This window comes from Rhizobium sp. 05L419 (assembly GCF_056397845.1).
In genome coordinates this window covers 61,800-76,544 of sequence record NZ_JBFTOF010000010.1, presented here as the reverse complement: position 1 = coordinate 76,544, position 14,745 = coordinate 61,800, and the positions used below count along the sequence as shown (strand labels likewise).

Annotated in this window: 14 protein-coding genes and 4 pseudogenes; 5 read left to right on the top strand and 13 right to left on the bottom strand. The window is 59.4% G+C overall.

The genetic code is table 11. The features are described 5' to 3' along the window. Window positions 1-131 precede the first annotated feature (131 nt). The 4 genes and pseudogenes from AC1DMK_RS15050 (at window position 132) to AC1DMK_RS15035 (ending at window position 2,714) form a co-directional block, all read left to right on the top strand. A pseudogene (locus AC1DMK_RS15050) lies at window positions 132-561 on the top strand (MerR family transcriptional regulator). Beyond that, window positions 497-940, top strand: a complete 444-nt coding sequence (locus AC1DMK_RS15045) for a carboxymuconolactone decarboxylase family protein (protein ID WP_477860008.1) — start codon at window positions 497-499, stop codon at window positions 938-940. The pseudogene AC1DMK_RS15050 and the gene AC1DMK_RS15045 overlap by 65 nt, the downstream one beginning before the upstream one ends. Before the next feature lie 394 nt (window positions 941-1,334). Beyond that, complete coding sequence (locus tag AC1DMK_RS15040; RefSeq protein WP_477860006.1) at window positions 1,335-1,730, top strand: hypothetical protein; 396 nt, start codon at window positions 1,335-1,337, stop codon at window positions 1,728-1,730. A 150-nt stretch (window positions 1,731-1,880) separates the two neighbouring features. Next, the gene (locus tag AC1DMK_RS15035) at window positions 1,881-2,714 is read left to right on the top strand and encodes an FkbM family methyltransferase (protein ID WP_477860004.1); all 834 of its coding nucleotides are present in this window, start codon (window positions 1,881-1,883) and stop codon (window positions 2,712-2,714) included. A gap of 14 nt (window positions 2,715-2,728) precedes the next feature. Here the strand turns inward: AC1DMK_RS15035 and AC1DMK_RS15030 are convergent, their stop codons facing one another. From AC1DMK_RS15030 to choX, 10 genes and pseudogenes are all read right to left on the bottom strand, one after another. Further along, window positions 2,729-3,976 carry an amidohydrolase family protein gene (locus AC1DMK_RS15030; protein WP_477860002.1) on the bottom strand — a complete coding sequence of 416 codons (1,248 nt, stop codon included), beginning with the start codon at window positions 3,974-3,976 and terminating at the stop codon, window positions 2,729-2,731. Next, a complete protein-coding gene (locus AC1DMK_RS15025; protein ID WP_477860000.1) occupies window positions 3,973-5,547 on the bottom strand; it encodes a gamma-glutamyltransferase family protein in 1,575 nt (524 codons plus the stop codon). The genes AC1DMK_RS15030 and AC1DMK_RS15025 overlap by 4 nt, the downstream gene beginning before the upstream one ends. Beyond that, complete coding sequence (locus AC1DMK_RS15020) at window positions 5,547-6,743, bottom strand: amidohydrolase family protein (protein ID WP_477859999.1); 1,197 nt, start codon at window positions 6,741-6,743, stop codon at window positions 5,547-5,549. The genes AC1DMK_RS15025 and AC1DMK_RS15020 overlap by 1 nt, the downstream gene beginning before the upstream one ends. 415 nt (window positions 6,744-7,158) lie before the next feature. Further along, on the bottom strand, window positions 7,159-7,857 hold the full coding sequence (locus AC1DMK_RS15015) for a GntR family transcriptional regulator (protein ID WP_477859997.1): 699 nt from the start codon (window positions 7,855-7,857) through the stop codon (window positions 7,159-7,161). Between the two features lie 483 nt (window positions 7,858-8,340). Beyond that, window positions 8,341-9,177: a type II toxin-antitoxin system HipA family toxin gene (locus tag AC1DMK_RS15010; RefSeq protein ID WP_477859995.1), complete on the bottom strand. Its 837-nt coding sequence runs from the start codon at window positions 9,175-9,177 to the stop codon at window positions 8,341-8,343. A gap of 250 nt (window positions 9,178-9,427) precedes the next feature. Beyond that, the gene (locus AC1DMK_RS15005; protein WP_477859993.1) at window positions 9,428-9,574 is read right to left on the bottom strand and encodes a hypothetical protein; all 147 of its coding nucleotides are present in this window, start codon (window positions 9,572-9,574) and stop codon (window positions 9,428-9,430) included. After that, window positions 9,574-9,951, bottom strand: a complete 378-nt coding sequence (locus AC1DMK_RS15000; RefSeq protein ID WP_477859991.1) for a helix-turn-helix domain-containing protein — start codon at window positions 9,949-9,951, stop codon at window positions 9,574-9,576. Before AC1DMK_RS15000 ends, AC1DMK_RS15005 begins: the two co-directional genes overlap by 1 nt. Before the next feature lie 215 nt (window positions 9,952-10,166). Next, window positions 10,167-10,394, bottom strand: a pseudogene (locus AC1DMK_RS14995) (radical SAM protein); the annotation flags it as partial. A gap of 44 nt (window positions 10,395-10,438) precedes the next feature. Then, window positions 10,439-11,275 (bottom strand): alpha/beta fold hydrolase, encoded by an 837-nt coding sequence (locus tag AC1DMK_RS14990; RefSeq protein ID WP_477859989.1) that lies wholly within the window; start codon window positions 11,273-11,275, stop codon window positions 10,439-10,441. Next, window positions 11,272-12,210 (bottom strand): choline ABC transporter substrate-binding protein, encoded by a 939-nt coding sequence (choX, locus tag AC1DMK_RS14985; protein WP_477859988.1) that lies wholly within the window; start codon window positions 12,208-12,210, stop codon window positions 11,272-11,274. Before choX ends, AC1DMK_RS14990 begins: the two co-directional genes overlap by 4 nt. Window positions 12,211-12,318: 108 nt before the next feature. Between choX and betI the strand changes: the two genes are divergently transcribed. Beyond that, window positions 12,319-12,897 (top strand): choline-binding transcriptional repressor BetI, encoded by a 579-nt coding sequence (gene betI / locus AC1DMK_RS14980; protein WP_477859986.1) that lies wholly within the window; start codon window positions 12,319-12,321, stop codon window positions 12,895-12,897. 601 nt (window positions 12,898-13,498) lie between these two features. Here the strand turns inward: betI and AC1DMK_RS14975 are convergent. The 3 genes and pseudogenes from AC1DMK_RS14975 to AC1DMK_RS14965 form a co-directional block, all read right to left on the bottom strand. Then, window positions 13,499-13,726: pseudogene (locus tag AC1DMK_RS14975) on the bottom strand (LLM class flavin-dependent oxidoreductase); the annotation flags it as partial. Between the two features lie 20 nt (window positions 13,727-13,746). Beyond that, window positions 13,747-13,947: pseudogene (locus tag AC1DMK_RS14970) on the bottom strand (ketopantoate reductase family protein); the annotation flags it as partial. 8 nt (window positions 13,948-13,955) lie between these two features. Then, window positions 13,956-14,720 carry a GntR family transcriptional regulator gene (locus AC1DMK_RS14965; RefSeq protein WP_477859985.1) on the bottom strand — a complete coding sequence of 255 codons (765 nt, stop codon included), beginning with the start codon at window positions 14,718-14,720 and terminating at the stop codon, window positions 13,956-13,958. Window positions 14,721-14,745: the final 25 nt, after the last annotated feature.

Sequence of the window (14,745 nt, the reverse complement as noted above, 5' to 3'; positions counted from 1 at the left end):
AGCCTAGCTCTGCGACTTTTGCGAGAAGCAGGTAAAGGCGTCGTGAAAATCGGAAATTTCTAAATCCGGGGTTGACTTAGAGCGCACTCTAACCCGTAGCCTCGGGGGCGTCGTGGCAAGGAAGGTTGAGCATGAAGATTGGTGAACTAGCCAAGCGTTCGGGTCTGTCGGCTCACACCATCCGCTATTATGAGCGGATTGGGCTGCTTCCCTATGCGGACAGGGACCAATCGGGCCAACGTGACTATGACGCATCAATCCTAATCTGGATTCAGTTTCTCGACCGTCTAAAAACGGCCGGGATGCCAATCCGGGAAATGCTGAGTTACGCAGCCCTACGGGAACGTGGCGTCGGCACGGAAGCGGAGCGTTGCGCGTTGCTCCAACGTCATAGGGAACGCGTCCGGGCCCAAGTGGCTGACCTGCAAGCCTGCCTTCTCGTCCTCGACACAAAGATTGTCGGATATTCCGGCACAAAAACAGAGGATGAAGGATCATGACGCAGTACTACCAGAACGTGGACGAAAGCCGGTTGGAACGCGGCAAGCGGGCACTCGCTGAAATCGACGGCGAGGCGGGCAACAATGTCATTGCGGCCTTGGCGGATATTGCCCCGGATTTCGCGCGCTACATTTTCGAGTTTCCATTTGGCGATATCTACAGCCGCCCCGGTCTCGATCTACGCGCCCGCGAAATCGCCACCATTGCGGCGCTGACGGCGATGGGAAACGCGGCCCCGCAACTGAAGGTCCACATCGAGGCGGGTCTGAATGTCGGGGTCAGTCGGGAGGAAATAACCGAGACAATTATGCAGATGGCCGTCTATGCCGGCTTTCCTGCGGCGCTAAACGGGTTGTTTGCTGCAAAGGAGGTGTTTGCGGCTCGGTTCCCCGCGCAGGAGGAACAAATGTATGACAAACACGGTTCGCTCGCTTTTTGACACAGCGAACCCAGTTAGCCCGGTGGTCACCGGAGGGGCATCCTTGCTAACTGCCGCGTGGGACGATGGGACAATCTATCGATTGATGATTGAGAGAACACCTGTTGTTGATCTTCTAAGTCGCGCAACAACCCAATTCGACGGCGGCCGCGCCTTGACGGTGAATTTCGAGCAGCTGGGGTCGATCTTGCTGAAAAGCATGTTGCCTCCGGCCTCTCGGCTGCAACGTCTGTTAAGGCGCGGCCTACGGCCTCCCCAAGGCTACGGTCACCTCGCATCGACCGGGGCGGGATCACTCGCATCTTCATCATAAATAACAAGGCTGTGTATGATTGCAGCGACGGGCGTTGGGTTGTAATTTAGTGGGCGCCGATCGATGGAGGGGAAATTCATCATGAGAAAGATTCCGTCAGGTATCGCTGTGGTGGTCTTTCTACTATCGGGCGTCAACGCCTATTCCGTAGACCTTCCAGCAGAGGCCAAGAAGGCAACCATGGAAGAGTTCAAAGCTTTTGCTGACGGCAAGCATGTGAAGGTGGAAATTTTTGATCTGGAAAAACCTGTACAGGCCGATCTAACGTGGAGTTGGAAGAAGGGCACCATCACCGGAAAGGCCAACGTCGATGGCAAGATGATGGACGTGAAAGTCAAACTCACGTTTAAGGGTGACAAGGCCTGCGCGAACGGCAAAGGTGAGAAGCCAACCTGCCATTTCATCTATATCGATGGAAACAAGTTCTACGAAGTCAGAGATGACATGAAAGTGCATGCGGTCTCGACTGTTGGATGATTAAGGGCAGGCTCGGGGTCGCGCCGTCGATCTCGGCAGATCGTCTGCCAGGGCCATTGCCCGCATTTGCGAACGACAGTGCGTCCTGGTCCATATAGATATCAAGCATCGACAACTCTAATCAAAGATTTGCTGAGGAGACGCTGGCGCATGTTTGACAAGAGAAGGCTGGCACTATCCGGAATTGCCGCGATTTTCAGGAAGCTGCACGACAGCCGGTCTCTTCAGACAAGTTTGTTCAATGCCGTTCGGCTGAACCGGCCAGAGATTGCAGACCTCATCGTGAACGACGACGTCAGCTTCATGAGTTATTGTTTGGCGAGGCGAGCCTGGTCAAGAGCACAGATCATGCAGGATTTGTGGGTCTGTTTCGAACTGGACGAGATGAGAGCTGGCTATTTTGTTGAGTTCGGGTCCACCAACGGCCTTAAGAACAGCAACACGTGGTTGCTTGAGAAGAAGTTTGGATGGTCCGGGATATTGGCCGAGCCCAATCCGCTCTGGCATTCTGAACTTGCGGTAAACAGAACTGCCCGTATCGACCACCGGTGTGTTTCGTCCAAATCGCATACCACTGTGAAATTCCTTGTTACCGATTCCTCCGATCCAGAATTGAGCTCGATTGTTGATTTCTCCCGGGACGACCACTTCTCTGAAATACGCAGTCACGGAAGAACGATTGAAGTTGAAGCAATATCATTGAACGATTTGCTGAACTTCCACGACGCGCCTGAAGTCATAAACTACCTTTCTATCGATACCGAAGGCAGCGAACTCGACATTCTTTCCGCCTACGGATTTGATCGGCGCTTCGACCTCATCTCAGTCGAGAACAACCCAAAGACAGAGCTGGCGATACAAGAACTGCTTCAGGGCAAAGGGTATCGGAGAGTGTACGATCAATTCTCGCAATGGGATGGGTGGTATGTCTCCGAGGACCTGCGGAGGAGGCGGAAAACGGAAATCGTCGCGCCAGCGTCATGACCACCACATGCTTCTTAGGTCGGCCGGAGAATTCGTGGACGTCCATTGTCGAAACTCTTGCGGCCGTTTTTCCAGCCGGCGACGACGCGGGAGATCTCACGCACGGCAGCGCGGGGGCCGGTGCAATCCATCAGCACAATCGTTGCCTCGGCGCCTGATCTCAGGTCAACGACAGCGCCGATCTGCCGAGCCGCGTTGCTGGTGACCATGGCGAAGGTCGACGACAGATCCGCGTCAAGCGATACCTGCGCGACATTGGCGTAGAGATTGGCCATGCGGATCAACGAGGCGTCGCCGTAAGGCGTGAACGGATTGAGGACGTTGTTGGTGGCGATGGACGTGACCACACCGCGTGCGGCAAGCAGATGAGCGGGCGCGACGCCGCGGGGGACCAGCAGGTCATGGCCGCGGCCGGTGAGAAAGAGATCGGTTGCGGGAAGCACGGTAAGCGCGATGCCGGCTTTGGCAAGACGATCGGCGAGCGCAAGAACGTCCGCCTCGGCCATGGCTGAGAGATTGGTGACATGGCCGATCGACACGCGGCCCTGCCAGCCATGGCGCTCGGTCGCGGCAATCACCGCCGGCAGGTCCGTATTGGCCGGATCGAGGCTGAAATCGAGATGGAAATCGACGGAAACGTCATGTTTCACCGCGAGCTTGAACACTCTGTCGATATGACCCTCGGGGTCCGGATCCATATAGGGGCAGCCGCCGACGAGGTCGGCACCATCGGTGAGCGCGGCGTCGAGCATTCCCTCCGTCTCGGCTTCGTTGGTCAGGCCATCTTGCGCGAATGCGCAGATATCGATGTCGATCGCAAAAGCGTAATCTGTCCTGATCCGCCTTATGGCCTCGAATGACCGGAAGCCGGCGCGGGGATCTATCTCAACGAAGGTCCGCATCCGGGTCGTGCCATGGACGATCGCCTTCTCCACCACACGTGCAGCCCGGTTATAGACGTCGTCTGCCGTGAAGCCGGACTTGGCCCGTGCCGTCTCCTGCACCGCTTCGGCCAGCGTTCCCTCGCAGACCGTGCAGCGGTCAAGGATGCAGGCCTTGTCGAGATGGATATGCGTATCGACGAAGCCGCCGAAGGCAAAGGCACCACCGCCGTCTACATCCTCGATGGCCTCGCACACGAATCCGGTTTCGATCGCCTCGATGCGACCCGCGCGAACTGCGATGTCGACGAGCGCGCCATCCTCTTCGATCCTGACATCGCGAACCACGAGATCGAACAACGAGCTTTTCGACATGGTCATAGGCCTATCGCGCCGCCATCGCTGCGTGGGTCATGTGCGCCTTCGATCAAGCCATCGCCGTTGATGCGGATGATCCCCGCTTGACCGCCAAGCGGGCTGAAGGCACCAATCGTTGAAATCTCGTGGCCCATGGCCGCAAGTGCGGTGACCGTCAAGGTTCCGACGTTTTCCTCAACCTTGAGGCTGTCGCGGCTGTCGGAAAACGTCCGGCCGAGCAGGAACCTCGGTCGCGAGAGGGCGGACAGCGGATTAAGGCCATGATCGATAAGGAGGCTCAGGAGCAAGGACAGGGTCTGCGGCTGGCCGTCTGCGCCTTGCGTGCCATAGACGAGATGCGGGCGGCGGTTCTTGAGCGCCAGGCCGGGGTTGAGGGTGTAAAATGGCCGCTTGCCGGGCTGGTAGAAATTGGGGCTCGCGGGATCTGCGCTGAAGGCCGCACCCCGGTTCTGCCAGAGGATGCCTGTTTCGCCCGCGACGACGCCGCTGCCCCAGTCGAAATAGAGGCTCTGCAGCAGCGAGGCGCAGCGTCCTTTAGGGTCGACGGCGGCGAGAAGCGCGGTGTCGCCGTGCTGGTAGGCCTGCGGCCAGGCAAGAGCGCGGCCCGGATCGATTGCCTCAGCCTTGGCTCTCAGACGGGCGGGATTGAGAAGCGCGGACGATATGTCGGTGTCAAAACGGGGGTCGGCGATATGGTGCCGGTCGAGGAAGGCCTGTTTTACCGCTTCGACGAGCGCATGGTAATGGTTCGGGCTGCCGACCGCGAGCTCTTGCATCGGCAGATGGTCGAGCACCCCCATAATGCCGAGTGTGGTCACCCCTTGTGTCGGCGGGGGAGGGGCGAGCAGCGTTATATCGCGATAGGTCTGGCGCAGGGGGGCAACGCTTTCGGTTTTCGTCGCCGCGAGATCGGCCGCAGTGAGCGGTGAGCCCACTTCGGCCAGGCCTTCGGCTATGCTGCGTGCGAGAGCCCCCTCGTAGAATTCGCGGGCGCCATGGCGGGCGATGGCCTGAAGCGAGCGAGCAAGGTCCGGCTGGCACTGGATGCCGTGCCCGCGAAAAATGTCCGTGAAGCCCGGCCATGTCGCCAGTTCGTCCTTGCGGAAATCATGCCAGAAGCTCTGCGAAGGGCTGACGGGAAACCCGGCTTCCGCGATGGCGATCGCGTCGTCGAGAAGGGCAGGCAGATGCTCGGTTCCGCCCCACGCGCTCGCCGAATGGTTCAATACGCCGTCCCAACTGTCGACGAGACAGGCGGTTGTCAGCGTCGAATGGCTGCCGCGCAAAGGGATTTCGCCTCTCGGGCCACCGGTTGCCGCCTGACCGATGCCGAGGAAGGTCTGCGCGTTGCCGTCCGCATCCGATACCATCCAGACCGCATCGCCGCCAAGTCCACAGAAATGCGGATAGACGACGGACAGGACTGCGCCAGCCGCGACCAGCGCCTCGATCGCATTGCCGCCACGCCGCAGTACCTTGGCTCCCGCCTCGCTGGCGAGCCAATGCGGCGCGGTCACCATGCAACTGCGGGAGCGCGCGTTTGCCCACGCGTCCTGCCGGGTTTCAGATGACATCAGCGGATCACAGAGCCGTTTGCGGCCACCAGCTTGCCTTGCTTGAAGACGCGGCGCGGCTTGGGGATAGCCACCACCGCTTCGGCTATGTGTTCGGCAGCCAGCGTCACGAAATCCGCCTTGGCGCCGACTTCGATGCCATAGCCTTCCAGGCGCAAGGCCTTCGCTCCGCCCGCCGTTACCACATCGAAAGCGGCCGCCAGTTCCGGATCTGTGTAAAAGCCGGAACGGTAGGCGATGATTTCGGCACGCCGCAGCATGTCGCCATCGCCAAAGGGCCACCAGGAATCGCGGATATTGTCGCTGCCGCTGAAGACGGTGACACCAGCTGCGCGCAGCAGCGCAACCGGCGGAAAATTGTGATTGCCGGGCGCATTGGTCATGATCGAGACGCCGCTTCTTGCGATCAACGCGGCAATTTTCTTGGCCCCATCCGGGCCGAGGTCCCCCAGCCCATAGGCGTGGCTGACGGCAACATGGCCCTGCATGCCGAGCGCCGTCGTGCGGACGCAGATTTCCTCGATGGTCATGGCGCCCATCGTGCCGGCATCGTGGAGATGGATGTCGACATCGACACCGCGCTTCTCGGCAATGCCGAAGACGATGTCGAGGTGGCCCGTGATATCGCGGTCGAAGGAGAGCGGATCGAGCCCGCCGACCAGATCGGCACCCATGGCAATCGCCTCGTCCATCAGCTCGGGCGTGCCCGGGCTCTTGAGAATGCCGTTCTGCGGGAAGGCGACGAGCTGGATGTCAATGATATCCTTGTAGTCCTCACGAACCGCCAGAATGGTTTCGAGCGATTTCAGGCCGACCGAGCCGTCCACCATGACGTGGCTGCGCATCTGTACCGTGCCGTTGGAGATGCAAAGGTCGAGCTGGTTGCGGGCACGCTCGTCCATCGGAGCGGCTGTGGCCATGTTCTGGGCCTGGAAGGCGACGCGTTCGTGTACGTCGAAGCCGTTTGTGCAGGCTTTGTGCGGGATCCACTTGTCGCCGTAAAAACTTGTGTCGAGGTGGATGTGGCCTTCTACGAAGCTCGGCACGAGGAGGGCACCGGATAGATCGACCGTGTCGGCGGCACGCGTGTCGGGGCCCGGGCGGCAGATTGCGGTGATGCGGCCACCGGAAACGGTGATGTCGTTGAGTGTGCCATCGGCCAGCTTCGCGTTGGTGAAAAGTATATCGGTGCTCACCGGGGTCTCCCTTCGTTTGGACTTGTCATGAGTGTCTTTGCCAGCAGCATGCGGGCCCGTCTTTGCCCCTCACCCTAGCCCTTTTCCCCGTTGAAAGTGGAGAGCGCGCGGCGGAGTATGCCTTGCGGATGCCGCGAAGTTCCAGGCGGTGTTCTGCTGTACTGGTCAATGTTGCATACGTCATTGGCGAAATCTTGGCTACGTGACACTGCAAATCAGGTATGCAATAAGGATGCCAAATCGTACAAGCTGCTGCTGGGGCGCAGTTCGGCTGTTATGGCCATGGATTCATTGAGGGAAAAACAAGGTGGCACGCGTATGCATCCGATGCACGGATGCGCGTGTCAGTGTCGAGGACTCGTTCACGTCCACGAAATATGCACACTCTTGTATACCTGATTGAAAAAACGGCAGGCTAATTCGTTGCCCTGCCGGAGAAGCGCGAAAGGATCGAGCCTAAGTCGGGCTCCGCTGGCTGCTCGTCGTCAAGCAGGGCCCGACTTTCCACCGACGAAAGATGCGCGTCCATGAGGTGCTCTGCGGTGGCAAGATCGCCCGTCCTCAGCGCATTGATCAGACCGGAATGCTCGCTGATCGCGCATTCGCTGGAATGCGGCCGGCTGTACATAGCCAGGATCAGGGAGCAGCGCGAGACGAGTTCGGAGAGATAGCGTTCGAGCAGCGCGTTGCCAGAGAGTTCGGCGAGCTTGAGGTGGAATTCGCCGGCGAGGCGTGTCGAGAGACGCACGTCGCCCTTTGCGTGGGCCGCTTCCTCCTCCTGCACATGGTCTGCCAAAACTCTCTCGACCGCAGGGCTCCAGCGCTTCATGACCGCCTTCATTACCTCCCGCTCCAATGCCCGCCGAACAGCGAAGGCATCGCGCGCCTCGTCGAGGCTGGGCTGGGCCACGGTGGCAGTCCGCTTGTGATAGGTATCGACAAGACCCTGAGTCTGAAGCCTTCCAAGCACGGCGCGTACCAGGGTACGACTCATGGCGAAATGCCTCCCAATCTCGTCTTCGGGAAGTTTGGTTCCAGCCTTTAGAGCCTGTTCGATGATAGCCTGGCGCAGAGAGCGGAGGGCGACTTCTACCCGATCGGAATTGGACGACATGTGGCTGCGACTTTGTTGAGATCCAGTATACGCTATCGTGATCCCAAGGGTACAGCAAGCCGCGCGAAGCGCGAGTGCGGAGGGTAAATTTGGAGAGTAAATTTATTGTGGGGATTGTTCTCTCGCGAAACTGCTGGTGCGACCAACGCCACGAGCAACCGACCGAAGTGAGGCAATAGGACGGACCAGTTCACGATGACAAGTACGCATGCTGCCGCGCAACAATGGCGAACAGCACACAAATTCAGCAAGATCCCAACTAAGCCACACTGGTCTATCGACACCGAAAAGGAGCCACCTCGTGCTCGGCGCTGGAATGGCAAGCGCCTAGGGTTGGTTGAGAAAGATCAGGCGGCGTAAGGGGAAAATATTGCGTATGTGAGATGCGCGATAATCAGGACTAACTCAGATCATGTTCTCGATCGCACTTATTAAGTTGTCATATATGATGCCTTATTGGACATTATCGTGCATATCTGAAATTCACATAGCGAGCGCTATCTCAGTCTGCTCGTTTATGAAGGCGGGCTCATATTGGCGCGCCAAGGACCCGGAGACGCCCGACTGTCGAAGCGCCTCACGCCATTCATCGGAAATGCGCTGCGCCGCGTCGCGGATCACTCGACGAGCGTCTGCTTCGTCGATCTCAAAGAACTCGCAGGCTTCCAGTGCCAGACGGATCGACCAGTCGTGCACGCCACCTTCCAGTATCGCCGTTTCGAGATGCGGATTGCGGTCAGGGGCGGGGTTCACATCGAAAACCGGAGACAATCGCCAACGGCCGGCCCCCACATAGAGGAAACCGTGATTCTTCAGATGGTCATCCTTGTTCGATACGAGGATGGTGAAGATCAAGCGCAGAAAGAGTTCGCGGAAATCGGTCCGCGGATCAGCGGCATTTGCCCTCATGAAATCGACGATCTCCGTATAGGACCCCAGCTCTGTCCCGGTCTTGCCAAGAGCAGTGCGGGCCGAGATGTAAGGAATGCGCGCGGTCCTGCGCCGGTCGAACCGCTGGATTAGAGCGACCGGGAATGGTGTGTCGGCCAGTTCCAGCCTGACTTCCGGCGTGCGGATGCCGCACGCCCGGGCGAGGCGGAGTGTGGCAACCTCGACGCGTTCGATCGGCTGCTGGTCGTGGACCGACGTGAACTTGGCAAGCCAGAGCGTCTCGCCGTCCCAGACATTAGCCTTGGGACGCGCGCCGCCGGAACCGCCGGCGCCGGCGAGCGCCTGCATCTCCTCTGCGGAAATCTCCCTGCCCTGCTCATAGGCGCGCGCGATGGCGGTGATCGCTTGCAGATCGACTAGGCGTGGCACAGCATCGGCCGCCCCACCCCGGATGATTTGCCCTGCATCGTCGAGAAACCGCAGAGCCCCCTGCCGGCAGGTATCATCGGACAGGGTCAGCTATTCGAATTCGGAAAAGGCCGTTGCCATAGGCGCGCTCGAGAAGCCTGCGGCCCCAACTATCCGGCGCGGCGTCGGCGAAGACGCCCGCCAGTGCATCGCGCACGTTTCCGGACTGGCCGGATGTGTGAAATGGCCCAGCTTCAAGGGGAAAGGTCGGCTACACGGCAAACGCGCGAGGAGTCTCGATCCAGGCAGAATCATAGGCGAAGGCCGAGAACTGCCGCGGCCCGGCCTGCGTGAAACGAAGCTGGCCAACGGGTGTCAGGCTCTCTCCGAGAACGACATGGGCGTTGAAGTCAGGCATCAGAATGACGCGCCGTCCGGATCGAGGACATCCAGATCATCCTGTGCCGTCTTACCCCTGGCCTTCTGTCTGCGCAGTGTGGTTGCAAAAGACCGTCCGCGACGCGGCTGGCGTTCGGCGGTCAGCGCTAGACCCAAATCATCCTTGCGGATGTCGATCAGGTCGGCCAGCCGGTCGACAAGACCAAGCACGACCAGGATATCTGCGAGCGTGCCGATCCCGACACCGGGGTCTCCCTTTTCCAAGCGCGCGATGGTGCTCGGCGACGTGCCCGCGCGCACCGCCATATCGGCCACGGCGATCCCGCGCCGCAAACGAGCGCCGCGGACGTCGTGCCCAAGCCTTTCAAGGGCGGACTTTGATTTTGGTGATCCCATACCAATGATCCAGATACGACGATTAAAGACCGATATCATGTCATATATGACCAGTTGCTGGATTCAACAAGGGGCGCTGCACAACTATGATTTCGCTGAGGCTGGCATGTCTTCGGGGCGTTGTCACGTTGCATGGCCAATGCCGTGTGTCGGCGGAAATCAGGCGCTTGCGCCTCCCCACTGCGCCATGGCGCGGATCCGATGGATGTGGGTGGCCTGACGGCAACTGCGTTGAGCTTGATCTTCAATCCGGCTTCCAGTGCCGCATTGATGCCCTGCATCACTCTGGCCAAGTCGCCCCGGCGGGTGATCTTCTGGAATTTGATGGCGTCGAGGGTATCGAGCAAGCCGTTGATGCGACGCACGCCGCAATCCGCCAGATCCTGCGCAAAGCAGGCAAGTTGAGGGCCGTTAGTGGTCAGCGTCAGCTCTTTGAGTTCGCCGTCCAATCTCATTGCTCAAGCCGGGCATTCCAGGCGGCGGAGCTTTAAAGGCAAAAATGGCCGCGAAAGAAGCCGCGGAGAACCACTGAAACCCTTTCGGGGTCCTCCCAGTGCGGGTTATGCCCAAATCCGTCCATGAGGACCGATTGTACCATTGAGAGTGCACCCTCGAGCGCCAGCCGGTGACCGGCATCGAACAACGCATCCTCGCTGCCGCCGATGCAGAGCACGGGTATTTTGACCTTTGCCGCGGCTTCCGTCAGATCAAGTGTGGAAAAGCATGCAAGAATGCCATGCCAGATCTTAGCTGGGACAGCTGCGGCCTCACGCCTGACGGGGGCGAGGAAGCATGGATCGACCGGATGCGGACAAGCGTGCCAGAGATCGAAGAATGGATCGCCGGCATCGATCGGATCGCAAAGCGCAAGGATTCCGTCCGTGACAGGATCGCGCTGCGGAAAGGCCGGGCGCACCGTGCCGGAAATCGTGACCAGTGTGGCAACGACGTCGGGAAGCCGGGCAGCAAGGTCAATACCGATCATGGCTCCCATCGAATGGCCGACGACGGCGAAGCGCCCGACGGTGAGAGCCGTCATCAGCGCAACGATGTCATCTGTGAAATCCGCGACGGTCATGCCCACCCCGATCACCGAGCCTCCATGACCCGGCAGATCCGGGATGACAAGGCGAAAGCCGCAAAGCCAGGGCTCCAATAGCGAAAAGCTGCGGCTCGAATCCGAGTAGCCGTGCAGCAACAGAAGCGTCGGTCCCGATCCACCGGTATCGATATACGCCAGCGACCGCCCCTCGATCAGGCGCACCATGCGCTTGCGGGCGGCCCAGCCGTCTTGATCGACGATGCCCGCTAGCAAAGGATTCACAGCGCGAGCTTGGCCTTCACGGCCTCAAGCCCGGGTTTGCCGTCGAGGGTTGTCACGCCATCCAGCCAGACGTTGAGACGTTGCGGCTCGCTGGCGATGGCTTTCAGGCCGGCCTCTTCCGGAGCCAGGCCGTCCGTCATCAGATAGCCCATGCCCTTGTTTTCGAAATCGATGTCGAAGGTCAGGTTTTGCAGCAATTTCGCGACGTTGGGGCACTCTTGAAGATAGCCCTTGCGGGCCTGCGTCGAGACCGTCGCAGCGCCGAAATCCGGCCCGTAGAACTTGTCGCCGCCGGTCAGGTACTTGATATCAATCGCGGTATTCATCGGATGCGGCGCCCAGCCCTGGAACACGATGAAGGCCTTGTCCTTTGCGCGGCGCTGCACCTGCGCAAGCATGCCCTGTTCGCTGGATTCTACCACATCCCAGCCGGCGAGGCCGAGCGCCGGGTCCTTGACCGCGTCCAGCATCAGCTGGTTCGAGCCTGGCTCTATGCCGTAGAGCTTCTTTTCGAACTGATCGGGGAATTTCTGGAGGTCGCCGAAATCCTTGACGCCGGCGTCCCAGACATAGGTCGGGACGGCAAATGTATATTTAGCGCCCCTCAGGTTGGTTACGACATTCTCAACTGAGCCGTCTTCCTTGTAGGGCTTGTAGTAGGCGACCATGGCAGGATCCCAATAGCCAAGAAAGACGTCGAGGTTCTTGTTCTTCAAGCTGAGATAGATGACGTCGATGCCGAGCAGCGAGCTTTGCGGCTCGTATCCCAGGGCCTTCAACAGTGTGAGGCTGACGCCAGTGGTGAAGGCGAGATCGTTCCAGCCGGGCTCGGCCATGCGGATCATCTTGCAGCTTTCCGGATCGGCGGCGAATGCCGGCATGGCTACGGCACCGAGGAGTATGGAAAGCACGCCTGTCTTCAGATGCTGAATCATTGCATTTCCCCTATGTTGCCCGCTGGGTTATTTTATTGTCCGATGGGACAATAATTGATCTTTGCGGAAGAATTGTCAATGGTGGAGACAAGATGAACGGGCACGAGCATGAAACTGACTAAAATCAGCGCGATCCGGCGCAAGGAGCTGCGACAGGCGGCCTTCGAAGTGCTGCAGCGGGAAGGCATGGCAGGCGCGACGCTGGAAAAGGTGGCCACCCATGCTGGCGCCTCCAAAGGCATCGTGCTGCACTATTTCCGCAGCAAGCAGGAGCTGTTCGAGCATGCGATGCGCGAGGCGAACCTTTCACTCAGCGAGGCGGTGAGCGCCCGGCTGAAACAGGCGACGACGCCTTACGAGCGGCTGGAGGCGATCATCGAGGGCAATTTCGAAGAGCGCTTCTTCCGGCCTTCTATCTGCTACGCCTGGCTTTCGCTCTGTGCCGAGGTGCCGCGAGAGCCGCAACTCGCCCGCATCCAGAAGGTGATCCATGCCCGCATGCGTTCCAATCTGATGTCGGCGCTGGTGCATCTGCTGCCACGTGCCGAATGCGAGGCCGTGGCGCTGGCGATCACGTCCCTGATCGATGGGCTCTGGCTGCGGGCCGGCCTGCAATCGGAAGGCCTGACCCGAGCTATAGCCCTCAGCCAGATGCGCGAATACTTGAAATACCGCATCCCAGGCTGAAGATTGTGAAAATGCATCCAAGGATGACCCCGTGGAGATGGGGCCTATGTCGTTAAAATATACTCTGTTTTGTGGAGAAAGCGATCATACCGGCGTCGCCCATGACCCCAGTGATGTTCCGATTTTCCTATCAATTTCAAACTGTTGCAGGGGATCTCAACGGGACCATTGTTCAGAGAGCCGGCAATTCCGATTTGAAGCCGGCCACCGTGCCAATCAAAAACCGTCCAGATTCCGGCACTGAACATTACCGTCTGGGTCAGCAGCTTTGGCATCAAATGGACCACGACAAACGACCTCGGGACTATGCTCGACAAAGTCCACGCCGCCTATCCAACCGTGAAGGCGGTGGATGCGCTGCAATAGTCGGCAAGACATCGCTGCCCGTGCCAAATCCAGGGATTACATCCTTTGAACTGCACTACGGCCGTCCTAACCTTGTTCAACCCGGACAGCGTCCTCGACGGGAATCACGGGTCGTGCCTGGAATTCAAAAGCGGGCCAGGTCGAACATGCCCACCCCACTCGCCCGGATGGTGCCGATCAAAACGGTCGATCTCCACACAAGGTGAGGAAGACCCCCATTAAATGCAAAACGCCACAGGGGCTCGAACGTCATCATTGTCGCGCAAGCGCTGTCGCGATCGTGAATGTGTCGGGACGGCCCCAGCCGGTGCCGATCAAGGCGCCGTTCCATCCATGTCTTTCAATGGCTCGCCTGCGTCGTCAGTGCGTCGAGGTTGTTATGGCCTTCGGCCGCGACATCTCCGCGATGACCGGCCTTCACGTCGTTGGGGATGTACCAGAGGAATTCGGACGGATCGCGCATGTTCGAAGTCATCTTTCCGGTCAGACCGGCCATCTAACCTCTGCAATGTCCAGCGAGCCCGGCTTGCCGCCATCGCGTGCAAGCCTCGCCGCGCGTTGAAAGGCGGCATTTTGGGTGTGGCTACACCGTAAAGACGCCCGAGATCGAATGATCTCGCCGTTCAGATAGTCAACCTGGCTCGACGTGCCGCGCGCAAAGCTCTGCCATGTCGATTGCTGGCCGCGGCGCATCAAGGCTGGAAGACGCTGTTCATGACGAAACGATAGCGTTCGGGACGGACATAAAAGGTCGATCGCTCGGCCGGTGTATCGTCCGTGAACCACGACGTCCGCTCCATGACGAGCAGCGCGGTTCCTGCCGGAACTTTGAGGATTGCGCCAAGCTGCGGATCCGCGGTTTCAGCGCCGATAGCGACATGAGCCCGCTCGACATCGAGCCCGGCAAGCGCAGAGACGATCGCATAGGTCGGGCGGCTTTCCATCTCATCGCGAGACAATTTCGCCAGTGCCGTCGGCAGAAAGCTACGCCCGAGCGCGATCGGTTCGTTGTCGACGAGGTGAAGGCGCTCAAGGGAAAGGCATGTCTCCCAACCCCTGCCAAGCGCAGCGGCGATCGTTTCCGGCGTCCGCGTCGTGTCGACGGAAAGGATACGCATGCTGGCATTCAATCCCTGCAAAATAAGGGATTCGTGAAAGCTTCGCAGCGTATCGAGCTCATGTCGGACTTCCTTGCCGGCGACGTAGGTGCCCTTGCCCTTGCGCCGCTCTATCAATCCCTTCCGGGCAAGCTCGTCCAGCGCCAGCCTGACGGTGACACGGCTGACGGCAAAGCGAGTGCCGATCTCTGCCTCCGATGGCAGCCTGCCGGACGGCTCGAACCGACCGCTTCGGATTTCATCCTGTAGCCGGGCTGCGATCTGCCGGTAGAGCGTGGTGGCATTATCCCTGACAATTGGCATTTCATAACAATCGGTCTGAACGGTTTCAGCGGTCATACAGGGCATGCTTTGTTCTGTCGAT

What these genes read in the sequence shown, in the direction of transcription:
- choX (WP_477859988.1), bottom strand. Translation starts at nt 12,210, where the DNA reads ATGATTCAGCATCTGAAGACAGGCGTGCTTTCCATACTCCTCGGTGCC.
- AC1DMK_RS15005 (WP_477859993.1), bottom strand. Translation starts at nt 9,574, where the DNA reads ATGCCTGACTTCAACGCCCATGTCGTTCTCGGAGAGAGCCTGACACCC.
- AC1DMK_RS15030 (WP_477860002.1), bottom strand. Translation starts at nt 3,976, where the DNA reads ATGACCATGTCGAAAAGCTCGTTGTTCGATCTCGTGGTTCGCGATGTC.
- AC1DMK_RS15035 (WP_477860004.1), top strand. Translation starts at nt 1,881, where the DNA reads ATGTTTGACAAGAGAAGGCTGGCACTATCCGGAATTGCCGCGATTTTC.
- AC1DMK_RS15000 (WP_477859991.1), bottom strand. Translation starts at nt 9,951, where the DNA reads ATGGGATCACCAAAATCAAAGTCCGCCCTTGAAAGGCTTGGGCACGAC.
- AC1DMK_RS15045 (WP_477860008.1), top strand. Translation starts at nt 497, where the DNA reads ATGACGCAGTACTACCAGAACGTGGACGAAAGCCGGTTGGAACGCGGC.
- AC1DMK_RS15015 (WP_477859997.1), bottom strand. Translation starts at nt 7,857, where the DNA reads ATGTCGTCCAATTCCGATCGGGTAGAAGTCGCCCTCCGCTCTCTGCGC.
- betI (WP_477859986.1), top strand. Translation starts at nt 12,319, where the DNA reads ATGAAACTGACTAAAATCAGCGCGATCCGGCGCAAGGAGCTGCGACAG.
- AC1DMK_RS15040 (WP_477860006.1), top strand. Translation starts at nt 1,335, where the DNA reads ATGAGAAAGATTCCGTCAGGTATCGCTGTGGTGGTCTTTCTACTATCG.
- AC1DMK_RS14965 (WP_477859985.1), bottom strand. Translation starts at nt 14,720, where the DNA reads ATGACCGCTGAAACCGTTCAGACCGATTGTTATGAAATGCCAATTGTC.
- AC1DMK_RS15025 (WP_477860000.1), bottom strand. Translation starts at nt 5,547, where the DNA reads ATGTCATCTGAAACCCGGCAGGACGCGTGGGCAAACGCGCGCTCCCGC.